Below are 12525 nucleotides of genomic sequence, written 5' to 3'. Positions count from 1 at the left end.
CAATGAAGAAAAATGTTCTCATTATTGGTGCTGGAGGTGTTGCGCAAGTCGTCGCGCATAAATGCGCCCAAAACAACGATATTCTCGGTGAAATTCATATCGCTTCACGAACACTTAAAAAATGTGAAGCAATCATTACTTCCATTAAAGACAAAAAAGCAATGAAAGTAGAAGGCGTTCTCAAAAGCCATGCACTTAACGCTATGAATGTGGAAGAAACTATAAAGTTGATCCAAAAAACAAAATGCGAAATTGTCATCAATGTTGGCTCCGCCTTTCTTAATATGTCTGTCCTTTCAGCCTGTATTGAAACAAAATGCGCTTATATTGATACCGCTATTCATGAAGATCCGTTAAAAATTTGTGAAACCCCCCCTTGGTATGGAAATTATGAGTGGCCCCGTCGCCAAGAATGCGAAAAAGCCGGTATAACAGCTATTTTAGGGGCAGGTTTTGACCCTGGTGTTGTTAATGCTTATGCAGCATTGGCGCGCGATAATTATTTCGATACAATCACCGATATTGATATTATCGATATTAACGCTGGAAGCCATGGACGTTGGTTTGCCACAAACTTTGATCCAGAAATTAACTTTCGAGAATTTACAGGGCAAGTATGGTCATGGCAAAATAAAGAATGGGTCTCTAACCAAATGTTCGAAATCAGCCATGAATGGGATCTTCCCGTTGTAGGCAAACAAAAAGCCTATATGACAGGACATGATGAAATCCATTCATTATCTAAAAATCTTGATGTCCCAAACATTCGTTTTTGGATGGGATTTGGTGAACGGTATATCACTGTTTTTACTGTTCTGAAAAATCTTGGACTCTTATCCGAACAGCCTATAAAAACAGCAGAAGGGCAAGAAGTTGTTCCTTTAAAAGTTGTGAAAGCCGTTTTACCAGATCCAGCCTCTTTGGCACCAAACTATACAGGAAAAACTTGTATCGGAAATCGTGTTCAAGGTACAAAAGATGGCTCTCCAAGAGAAGTCTTTATTTATAATATAGCAGATCACAAACAAGCTTTTAATGAAACTGGTGCACAAGGAATTTCTTATACAGCTGGTGTCCCTGCTGCTGCTGCTGCTGTTCTTATTTCTAATGGCACATGGGATATTAAAACAATGGTCAATGTAGAAGAATTACCCCCACTGCCTTTTCTTCAGTGTCTCGACCATATGGGTCTTTCAACCTATATCAGAGAACAACAAGAGGATAAAAAATTAGAGTTTTAACCCATTGATTACATTCTGAAAATGTACAAAAACCACCTTATAAAAAAGGTGGTTTTTTTTAATATATAAGCCCACAGCAACACTTTTGCACCTCTTTTAAAAGATACAATGAAGCCCCCCTAAAAAGCTCCTAGATATGAAGCGGTTTCGCAAATGTCGCTAAAGCAGCTTCTCGCACAGCTTCTGATAAGGTAGGATGTGCATGACAACAACGGCCTAAATCTTCTGATGAACCACCAAACTCCATTAAAACCGCAATTTCATGGATCATTTCACCAGCGCCAAATCCAAGAATATGACCACCTAAAACTCGATCCGTCTTTTTATCAGCGAGTATTTTAACAAACCCATCGCTCTTTTGCATCGCACGAGCACGCCCATTTGCCATGAAAGGAAACTTGCCAATATTATAATCAATTCCAGCAGCTTTAAGCTCTTCCTCTGTCTTGCCCACACTTGCGATTTCCGGCTGCGTATAAACAACACTTGGAATGACATCAAAATTAACATGGCCTTTTTGACCAGCCAAAATTTCAGCTACCGCAACACCTTCTTCTTCAGCCTTATGCGCTAACATGGGTCCTTTGATGACATCACCAATCGCATAAATTCCTGGAATGTTGGTTTGCCAATGCGCATCTGTTGTAATAAAACCGCGTTCATCCACCTGAACACCAGCTTCTACCAAACCCAAACCCTCTGTATACGGAGAACGTCCGGTAGCAATCAAAACAACATCAGCTTCTAAACTTTCAGCTGTACCACCTTTAACCGATTCAAAAGCCACCTGAGCCTCTTTACCAGACTTAGTAACAGCCGTTACCTTTGCGCCAAGCTTATATTCAATTCCTTGCTTTTCCATAAGTTTCTGAAACTGCCGGGAAACTTCCCCATCCATTGTCCCTAACACTTTATCAAGAAACTCAACAATTGTAACTTTAGCTCCCAAGCGACTCCACACAGAACCAAGCTCTGAACCAATAACACCAGCACCAATCACAACCATCCGCGTTGGTACTTTTTCAAGCGCGAGTGCTCCTGTGGAAGACAGGATAACCTTTTCATCAATGTCAACATCCACACCCGGAATACCTGCAACATCTGAGCCAGTAGCAATAATAATATTCTTCGATGCAACCGTCTGTTTGCCACTATCTTTAGACACAACTTCAATTTGACCCGCGCCTAAAATTTTTGCCATGCCTTCAAAAGTGTCAATTTTATTTTTTTTCATCAAAAAAGAAATGCCGCTTGTATTTGCTGCTACCACAGCTTTCTTGTGCATCATCATTTGTTCAAGATTAAGTTTAGGCTTAGCAATAGAAATACCAAGCGCTTCAAAACCATGTTGTGTTTCAGCAAATACTTCTGAGGCATGTAATAACGCTTTAGAAGGAATACAACCAACATTGAGACATGTGCCACCCAACGTCGCACGTTTCTCAATGATTGCAGTTTTAAGACCCAATTGCGCTGCTTTTATCGCTGCTACATAACCGCCTGGACCCGCCCCGATTACAACAACATCATAAGACATATGTCTTTCCTTTCATCTTGAAAACGATGCTTTTACAAATCAAGAACAAGACGTTCCGGATCTTCTAAACTTTCTTTAACACGCACGAGGAAAGTCACAGCCTCTTGCCCATCTACAATACGGTGATCATAAGAAAGTGCTAAATACATCATTGGACGGATCACAACCTGACCTCCAACAACCATTGCGCGTTCTTTAATCGCATGCATACCCAAAATACCAGACTGCGGTGCATTTAAAATTGGTGTCGACATTAACGATCCATAAACACCACCATTGGTAATGGTAAATGTTCCGCCTTGCATATCAGAAACCGCCAATTTCCCATCACGAGCGAGACGCCCTAAACGACCAATCTCTTTTTCAATCTCTGCAATCGACATTTGGTCTGCATCACGAACCACCGGAACAACAAGCCCCTTATCTGTTCCGACAGCAATTCCAGCATTAACATAATTTTTATAAACAATATCTGTTCCATCAATTTCCGCATTAACCGCAGGAAGTTCTTTTAATGCATGGCAAACAGCTTTGGTAAAAAAGCCCATAAAGCCGAGCTTAACACCATGTTTCTTTTCAAAAACATCTTTGTAGCGCTTACGCAAATCCATCACCGCAGACATATCAACCTCATTAAACGTGGTTAACATCGCAGCTGTATTTTGTGCATCCTTAAGGCGTCGAGCAATTGTTTGACGCAATTTCGTCATACGAACACGCTCTTCACGCATTGCATCAACAGGTGTAACTGAAGAAACTGCTGCTGCAGGCGCTTTTACCCCTTGTGCTAATACATCCAGAACATCTCCTTTGAGAATCTGTTCACGCTTTCCAGAACCTGTAACATCGCCTTTTGCGATATTATTTTCAGCCATCAATTTTGCCGCTGAAGGCGCAGGAGGCATCGAATTGTCCGAAGAAGAAAGGCTTGATCCAGATACAACCACAGGTGTTGGTGCAACAGCAGGCGAAGAGGATGAAGCAACCCCTGCTACACCGGATTCAACCAAACCTAAGAGTGCATTCACTTCAACTGTATCACCTTCTTTAGCGATGATCTCAGATAGTTTTCCCGCAACAGGTGAAGGAACTTCAACTGTTACCTTATCAGTCTCTAATTCAACTAAGGGTTCATCCATAGACACAGTTTCACCAAGATGTTTAAACCATTTGCCAATTGTCGCCTCAGTAACCGACTCACCCAAAGTAGGAACACGGATTTCAGTAGCCATAATATTTTTTCCACACAATCAAAGTAATAACGAGTTAAAAACCTAAAGCATCTTCAAGAAACGCAGAAAGTTGTTCAAGATGTTTTACCATCAATCCAGTAGCCGGCGATGCACTTGCAGGACGCCCCGCATAACGTGCACGCGAATATTGCGCTTTAATATGCGTTAAAACCCATTCCAAATAAGGCTCAATAAACGACCACGCCCCCATGTTTTTAGGCTCTTCTTGGCACCAAACAATTTCCGCCTGCAAGAAGCGCGCCAACATATTCACTAAAGCTTTCGCTGGGAAAGGATAAAGCTGTTCAACACGTAATAAATAAACGTCATCAATTCCTCTTTTTTCACGCTCTTCATAAAGGTCGTAATAAACCTTACCTGTACAAAGAACGACACGACGAATTTTATTATCTTTTTGCAATTTGATCGCAGCATCTTTGAAACGCTCTGCATCATCAAGCAATAAACGGTGAAAATTTGTTTCCGGCCCCATTTCACTTAAAGAAGAAACAGCCCTCTTATGACGCAAAAGTGATTTTGGCGTCATTAAAATCAACGGTTTACGGAAGTCACGCCTAATCTGTCTACGCAAAATGTGAAAATAATTCGCAGGTGTAGTGCAATTTGCAACTTGCATATTATCTTCTGCACATAATTGAAGAAAACGTTCTAAACGCGCCGATGAGTGCTCTGGCCCCTGCCCCTCAAAACCATGAGGCAACAGACACACAAGACCTGACATGCGAAGCCACTTACGCTCTGCCGATGAAATAAATTGATCAAAAATAACCTGTGCACCATTAGAGAAATCACCAAATTGTGCTTCCCAAATCGTTAAACCACGCGGTTCAGCAAGCGAATATCCGTACTCGAAACCAAGAACAGCTTCTTCAGAAAGCATAGAATTCACAACTTCATAGATAGCTTGCCCCTTTTTCAAATTATTCAAAGGAATATAACGCGCTTCATTCTCTTGATCATAAAGAACTGAATGACGCTGCGAAAACGTTCCACGCTCAACATCTTCACCAGACAGGCGAATTGGTGCCCCCTCTAAACAAAGCGAACCGAAAGCCAAAGCTTCAGCAGTGGCCCAATCAATTCCTTCACCGGTTTCGAACATTTTAGCGCGGTTCCTTAAAAAACGCTGAATCGTTTTATGAACATAAAAATCTGACGGTATTTCGACAAGCTTTTGTCCAATTTCCCGTAAAGTTTGCAACCCAACACCTGTAACACCACAAGGTTGCTCGTCTGAATCACTAGCAGCTTGAAGACCTGTCCAACTCCCATCAAGCCAATCAGCTTTATTCGGCTTATAAGAAGCACTTGCTTCAAATTCACCTTCAAGCTTATCGCGCCACTCTTTCTTTTGTTGCTCAATATCTTTTGATTCAACCACTCCTTCTGCCACCAACTTGTCACCATAAATTTGAAGAGTCGTTTTATGGCTACGGATCGCTCGATACATAAGCGGTTGTGTGAAAGAAGGTTCATCGCCCTCATTATGCCCATAACGGCGATAACAGAACATATCTATAACCACCGGCTTATGGAAAATTTGTCGAAATTCTGCAGCCACCTTTGCTACAAAAACGACGGCTTCAGGATCATCACCATTCACATGAAAAATCGGCGCATCAATCATTTTTGCTACATCCGATGGATATGGTGAAGAGCGTGAAAAGCGTGGATCAGTTGTAAATCCAATCTGATTGTTGATAATCACATGAATAGATCCTGCAACCCGATAGCCTTTCAAATCTGAAAGCCCAAAAGTTTCCTGAATAACGCCTTGACCTGAAAAAGCTGCATCACCGTGAATTAACAGTGGCATGACTTTTGAACGCTCACTTAATGGTATAACTTCAGTGCGCACGGGACCAACAAGCTGATCTTGCTTAGCACGTGTCTTTCCAATAACAACCGGATCAACGATTTCAAGATGAGATGGATTGGGTAAAAGCGATAAATGAATCTTTTTACCATCACAATCACGATCAGCCGAAGTACCCAAATGATACTTTACATCACCAGATCCCTCCACATCATCAGGCTTATAAGAACCACCTTTAAATTCATGAAAAATAGCGCGATGTGGTTTCTCAAGAATTTGCGAGAGAACATTTAAACGACCACGATGAGCCATTCCAAAAACAATTTCCTGCACACCCAAAGCGCAACCATGCCGAATAATCTGTTCAAGAGCAGGAATAAGTGCCTCACCGCCATCAAGACCAAAACGCTTTGTGCCTTTATACTTTGTATCAAGAAATTGCTCAAAACCTTCTGCCTCAATAAGCTTATTAAGGATGGCTTTTTTGTCTTTTAATGTGAAAGCAGTCTGCTTATCGGAACCTTCAATACGTTCCTGAAGCCATGCTTTTTGAGCAGGATCAGAAATATGCATATATTCCACACCAATTGTCGAACAATAAGTACGGTTGAGAATTTCAAGCATTTGCGGAATAGTTGCATATTCCAACCCTAAAGCATTATCAATAAAAATTGGACGCTCATAATCAGCAGGACTAAAACCATAAGCTTCCGGAGATAATTCTTTATAATCTTCTAGTTTTTCCGCCAATTGAAGTGGATCAAGTTGCGCACGAAGATGCCCACGTGTTCGAAAAGCGCGGATCATCATAAACGCATGAACAGAATCGCGCGTTGCTTGAATAATATCCCGTTGGCTAGAAGCTGTGCCTTTTTGTGCAGCACTCATTGCTGCTTTTTCTTTCAATTTATCACCAAGATGCTTTTCGAGAGCAGACCAATCACCATCTAAAGCAGAAACCAGTTCACCATTTGCCTTTAAAGGCCAATGCTTACATTGCCACGTTGCTCCTTCAGCATTTTTGAAAACATCTTCTTTATTATCTTGAAAAGTTTCAAAAAAAGCATGCCATTGCGGATCCACATTGGCTGGATTCTTTTCATATTCGGCATAAAGTTGATCTATATAATCCGCATTTCCACCATATAGAAATGACGTTTGTGCAAAAAGATTATTCACCTCATCCTGCCTTGCCATACACATTTCCGGAACATCTGTTCCGTCTCCTTATACATCCCTGCCCCATCCAAATTAAGAGCTGAAAAATTACAAAAAAGCTTTTATTTCTTCATTATCAATGTTTCATCTAAATGAACAAACATACCCATCTAAAAAATTTTTCTCTAACCCTTCAAAACCTCAACCAAAGTTTTACCCATCTGTGATGGTGAAGGAGAAACACGAATTCCAGCAGACTCCATTGCAGCAATTTTATCTTCTGCACCACCTTTACCACCAGAAATCACTGCACCAGCATGACCCATTGTACGTCCCGGAGGAGCTGTACGACCAGCAATAAAACCAACCATCGGTTTTTTGCGTCCTTTCTTCGCTTCATCCTTAAGAAACTGTGCTGCCTCTTCTTCAGCAGAACCACCAATTTCACCAATCATAACAATAGATTTGGTTTCATCATCAGCCAAAAACATTTCCAGAACATCAATAAATTCAGTGCCCTTAACAGGATCTCCACCGATACCAATAGCGGTTGTTTGCCCAAAACCTTCACAACTCGTTTGAAAAACAGCCTCGTAAGTCAATGTCCCCGACCGCGAAACAACCCCGACAGAACCCTTTCTAAAAATAGAACCCGGCATAATCCCAATTTTACACTCATCAGGTGTAAGAATACCTGGACAATTAGGTCCAATTAAGCGTGATTTCGACCGCTCTAACTTGGTTTTAACCCGAACCATATCCATAACCGGTATACCTTCCGTAATACAGACAATTAAACCAATTTCAGCGTCAATAGCTTCTATAATGGCTTCTGCAGCCCCCGCAGGAGGAACATAAATAACGGAAGCATTTGCTCCTGTTTTTTCTTTACCCTCCATAACACTCGCAAAAATAGGAAGCGTTTCACCTTTTGAACCTTCCCAAGTTTCTCCCCCCTTTTTGGGGTGAATACCACCAACCATTTGCGTGCCATGATAAGCAAGCGCCTGTTCTGTATGAAACGTTCCTGTTTTCCCCGTAAGCCCCTGAACCAGAACTTTTGTATCCTTATTAACAAGAATCGACATAGACTAGGCTCCCTTCACTGCTGCAACAATTTTCCGAGCAGCATCATCCAAATCATCAGCGGAAATAACATTTAAACCACTGTTACTGATAATCTCTTTACCTTTCTCAACATTAGTACCTTCAAGACGAACAACCAAAGGAACCTTTAAACCAACTTCCTTAACAGCAGCAATCACACCTTCAGCGATAACATCACAGCGCATAATCCCACCAAAAATATTGACCAAAATACCTTTAACATTCCGATCAGCCGTAATAATCTTAAAAGCAGAAGCCACCTTCTCTTTTGAAGCACCACCGCCAACATCAAGAAAATTTGCTGGTTCAGCTCCATAAAGTTTGATGATATCCATCGTTGCCATTGCAAGGCCAGCACCATTCACCATACAGCCAATTGTACCATCAAGAGCTACATAAGCAAGATCATGCTTTGAAGCTTCAATTTCTTTTGGATCTTCTTCTGAAATGTCACGTAATTCCAAAATGTCTGGATGACGGAACAGAGCATTGTTATCAAAAGAAACTTTTGCATCAAGAACACGCAAACGGCCATTTTTCATCACAATAAGCGGATTAATCTCAAGAAGACTCATATCCTTTTCGCAAAAAGCTTTATAAAGTATTGGAAAAAGCTTTTCACCATCTTCCCGTGCACTATCACGCAATTTCAACGCATCACAAAGCTTTACGCAATCGTCAGAAGTCACACCCTGCGTAGAATCTATCGAAAGAGTTAGTATTTTTTCCGGTGTTTCTTCAGCAACCGTTTCAATATCCATACCACCTTCCGTTGAAACAACGAAAGAAACACGACCAACAGCACGATCAACCAAAAGCGAAAGATAAAGCTCCCGCTCAATATCAGCACCATCTTCAATATAAAGACGGTTAACCTGTTTACCTTCTGGACCAGTTTGCTTCGTTACCAGAGTTTTACCAAGCATTTCTTTCACATTGGCAACAACTTCTTCAACTGATTTCGCAAGACGAACACCACCCTTTGCATCAGGATCAAGCTCTTTAAACTTTCCTTTACCGCGTCCACCAGCGTGAATCTGGCTTTTTACCACATAAAGTGGACCAGGCAATTTCTTTGCCCATTTTTCAGCCTGCTCTACAGAATAAACAGCAACACCATTTGCAATCGGTGCACCATATTCATGAAGCAGACGCTTAGCCTGATATTCATGGATATTCATTTACTTGTCCTTCTTCTTTGTATAAACAAAAATTGACTCTCAGATATTCATAACACTTTAGATATTCTGCTCTCAACTCACATAACTCAGCTTAATTTATTTGAGATTAGGTGCAATAGCGACGCAAGCCTTACAAAGCTTCTGCACTGCGTTTACAGATTGTTCAAAAGCGCTCTTCTCGTCTTGATTTAGTTCAATTTCAATCACTCGTTCAACACCACCAGCACCAATAATAACGGGAACACCAACATACATATCATTAACCCCATACTCACCTGAAAGATAAGCAGCAACAGGAACTATACGCTTAGTGTCTTTTAAATAAGCTTCAGCCATAGAGACCGCAGAAGCCGCTGGTGCATAAAAAGCAGAACCTGTTTTTAACAAACTCACAATTTCCGCACCACCATCACGTGTACGCTGAATGATTTGATCAAGTTTTTCCTGTGTGGTCCAGCCCATTTTTACAAGATCGGGCAAAGAAATACCCCCAACCGTTGAATAACGAATCAAGGGCACCATTGTATCGCCATGCCCTCCTAAAACAAACGCTGTCACGTCTTTAACAGAAACACCCAATTCTTCAGATAAAAAATAACGAAAACGCGCTGAATCAAGAACACCGGCCATACCAACAACTTTTTGTGTTGGAAGACCTGAAAATTTTTGCAATGCCCAAACCATCGCATCAAGAGGATTGGTAATACAGATAACAAATGCTGAAGATGCATATTTTTTAATCCCCGCACCAACCTGTTCCATAACTTTTAAATTAATACCCAAAAGATCATCACGGCTCATACCAGGCTTACGTGCAACACCTGCTGTTACAATAACAACGTCAGCTCCCTCTATGACCTCATAAGCATTCGTGCCCACAAAATTGACATCAAAACCGTTAACCGGAGAAGACTCAGCAATATCAAGAGCTTTACCCTGTGGCATTCCCTCCGCGACATCAAATAATACAACATCACCCAGTTCTTTCAGCCCAATAATATGTGCTAAAGTACCACCAATCATACCTGAACCAATAAGAGCTATTTTTTTTCGTGCCATTTTATCTTTCCCTAACTTCTTATAATTTGGTCTAGAATGCTTAGCAAAAATCTGCTGGATATTTCCCTTAAAATCTAATTCTATTCTTAATCATCAAAAATAGAATGATATGAAGTTTGCAAAATTCTTTTCTCCGAAGCAAAACTCCTCATAGAAATTAGTTCTTAGAAACCCATTACATTGTATCGATAAGATGAATTTAAAAAAAGTGCAATAGAATTATTGCAATACTTTTAAATCAGAGCGTTATTGTTTTAGCGGTTTACACAAAGGGACAGTAACAATCACTTTTTCTCACAAAACCGTTCTTCCCAAATATTCAGATACTCTTGGCTTTGCATTTCAAAAAGACGCGATTGTGTTCTTTGAAACTCAAAGGTTTCTGTTGTTTGCGAATGCCCCTTGTATAACTCTTCAATATTTGCTGCCGCAGACATAAACAATCTTGCGTGACGCTCATAAAGAACATCAACGAGCAAAATAAACCGCTTAGTTTCATTACGGTGCGCATCATCCATTACCGGAACGTTATCAATAAAAAACGTATGGTAACGCTCTCCTAACGCTAGATATTCAGCAACAGCCAAAGGTTTTGTACAAAGGTCTTGATAATCAAAGCGCACACAACCCGCACCCGACCGTGGAATATGAATAATACGTCCTCTCACAGAGATATCATCAGACTCTTCTTTCTGATCTTGCAGCACCAACGCCCACGCATGGTCCATGTTTTCTTTTGCCTCCACCCCCAATGATGTTGTATACACACGTTGAGGATTTGATTTTTCAAGACGATAATCTGTTTTTGCATCAAGGTTAATAATACGAACATGCGCTTTTAAAACTTGAATAAAAGGCAAAAAGAGTTCTCGATTCAAACCATTATGATAAAGATTATCAGGAGCAACATTTGAAGTAGCAACAAAAATAACCCCATGATTAAATAAAGTGGCCACAAGGCGACCAAGTATCATGGCATCCGCAATATCTGTTACACTAAATTCATCAAAACAAAGTACTTGTGCTTCTCGCGCAAGATCTTCTGCAACCATTAAAATAGGATCATTTTGTTTAGTTTTTGTGTATTTAAGTGATTGACGATGCGTATTAATACGCTCATGCACATCGGCCATAAAATCATTAAAATGGACGCGCTTTTTACTCTCCTGCGGCAAACAAGAGAAAAACAAATCCATTAACATAGTCTTTCCTCGTCCTACTTCACCATAAATATACAAACCCTGACAAAAATCACCACTGGCATCTTGTTTTGAAACAGGCGAATAAACTCGTTTTTTTCTTCTAAAAAGATGCCAAAACGACTGAGGACGAGAAATATTTCGTGCTGAAATATCTTGCAATAAACGATCAAAATATTCTGTTAAAACCAATTGAGATAAATCTAAACTGATTTCTCCTTTGGAAACAAGTTCCTTATAGTGGGTTGAAACAAAAACCATCAAACGTCCCTTTTTCAAACCATTTTCACTAAAAGTAACATTTTATACGCATATCCATGCATATATATTTCATTTCTATCAAAGGGTTAAAGTGATTTAACGACTTAAAATAACAGGCTTATTATCAAACGTATACCCTTCAAAACGATCTACTTGGAAAGAAAAAAGAGTAACGACAACACGCCCAGTATCATCATAAAAATATAATTTTTTCCCCTTAACATTCCACGATTTAATCCGAGAAATTATTCCTGAACAATTTAAAGGACCAGCACGATATCCTCGTCCAAATTTTGTTTGTGGCGTTGCAATTCGGCACTGTCTGCCGTTCATAGAAAGATTCCACACTCCAGCAATGCTTGCAGGCAATAACTCAATTGCATTACTTGGCAATGGAAGATTACCCATTTGTTCATAACCGCTAGAATCTTCCTCTTCAGACGCCGAAAAATCAGACACCATTTCAGGTACAGACGATTGCTGAACAGGATAATAAACCATTGCCTCGTCACTGCTACGTTTTATGGTGGAACTAGGCCTTACATTAACACTATTATTTGTGTCGGCGCTATCACTCTCCCAAAACCGTAATTTCGCACATCCACTCAGGACGGCCACAACCGATATTGCAACAAAAAATGAAGTTTTTGAAAATGTCATTATCTTTACTCTCTCTTATGATAATGAACAAGCTTAAAATAGACTTACTCAAA

General features: G+C 40.4%; 9 protein-coding genes. 1 reads left to right on the top strand and 8 read right to left on the bottom strand.

Translation table 11 applies throughout. The annotated features are described in order from the left end of the window. Positions 1-2 precede the first annotated feature (2 nt). The gene (locus NPX98_RS01325) at positions 3-1241 is read left to right on the top strand and encodes a saccharopine dehydrogenase family protein (RefSeq protein WP_269022173.1); all 1239 of its coding nucleotides are present in this window, start codon (positions 3-5) and stop codon (positions 1239-1241) included. A 130-nt stretch (positions 1242-1371) separates the two neighbouring features. Here the strand turns inward: NPX98_RS01325 and lpdA are convergent, their stop codons facing one another. The 8 genes from lpdA to NPX98_RS01285 all read right to left on the bottom strand — a co-directional run bounded on the left by lpdA (position 1372) and on the right by NPX98_RS01285 (position 12472). After that, positions 1372-2778, bottom strand: coding sequence for a dihydrolipoyl dehydrogenase (gene lpdA, locus NPX98_RS01320; RefSeq protein ID WP_269022172.1), 1407 nt, complete (start codon positions 2776-2778; stop codon positions 1372-1374). A 32-nt stretch (positions 2779-2810) separates the two neighbouring features. Next, positions 2811-4010 (bottom strand): 2-oxoglutarate dehydrogenase complex dihydrolipoyllysine-residue succinyltransferase, encoded by a 1200-nt coding sequence (gene odhB, locus NPX98_RS01315; RefSeq protein WP_269022171.1) that lies wholly within the window; start codon positions 4008-4010, stop codon positions 2811-2813. 34 nt (positions 4011-4044) lie between these two features. Then, positions 4045-7044, bottom strand: coding sequence for a 2-oxoglutarate dehydrogenase E1 component (locus NPX98_RS01310; RefSeq protein ID WP_269022170.1), 3000 nt, complete (start codon positions 7042-7044; stop codon positions 4045-4047). A gap of 146 nt (positions 7045-7190) precedes the next feature. Beyond that, the gene (sucD, locus tag NPX98_RS01305) at positions 7191-8093 is read right to left on the bottom strand and encodes a succinate--CoA ligase subunit alpha (protein WP_269022169.1); all 903 of its coding nucleotides are present in this window, start codon (positions 8091-8093) and stop codon (positions 7191-7193) included. A 3-nt stretch (positions 8094-8096) separates the two neighbouring features. After that, positions 8097-9293, bottom strand: coding sequence for an ADP-forming succinate--CoA ligase subunit beta (gene sucC, locus NPX98_RS01300; protein ID WP_269022168.1), 1197 nt, complete (start codon positions 9291-9293; stop codon positions 8097-8099). A 96-nt stretch (positions 9294-9389) separates the two neighbouring features. Continuing rightward, a complete protein-coding gene (mdh, locus tag NPX98_RS01295; protein WP_269022167.1) occupies positions 9390-10352 on the bottom strand; it encodes a malate dehydrogenase in 963 nt (320 codons plus the stop codon). 284 nt (positions 10353-10636) lie between these two features. After that, entirely contained in the window at positions 10637-11812 is a 1176-nt protein-coding gene (gene zapE / locus NPX98_RS01290; RefSeq protein WP_269022166.1) for a cell division protein ZapE, read from the bottom strand. A gap of 96 nt (positions 11813-11908) precedes the next feature. Next, the gene (locus NPX98_RS01285; RefSeq protein ID WP_269022165.1) at positions 11909-12472 is read right to left on the bottom strand and encodes an AprI/Inh family metalloprotease inhibitor; all 564 of its coding nucleotides are present in this window, start codon (positions 12470-12472) and stop codon (positions 11909-11911) included. Positions 12473-12525 lie beyond the last annotated feature (53 nt).

The sequence above is a fragment of the Bartonella sp. A05 genome (assembly GCF_026930145.1).
Lineage (GTDB): Bacteria > Pseudomonadota > Alphaproteobacteria > Rhizobiales > Rhizobiaceae > Bartonella.
The sequence above is the reverse complement of the archived record's forward strand: the minus strand, read 5'-3'. Positions and strand labels throughout refer to the sequence as shown.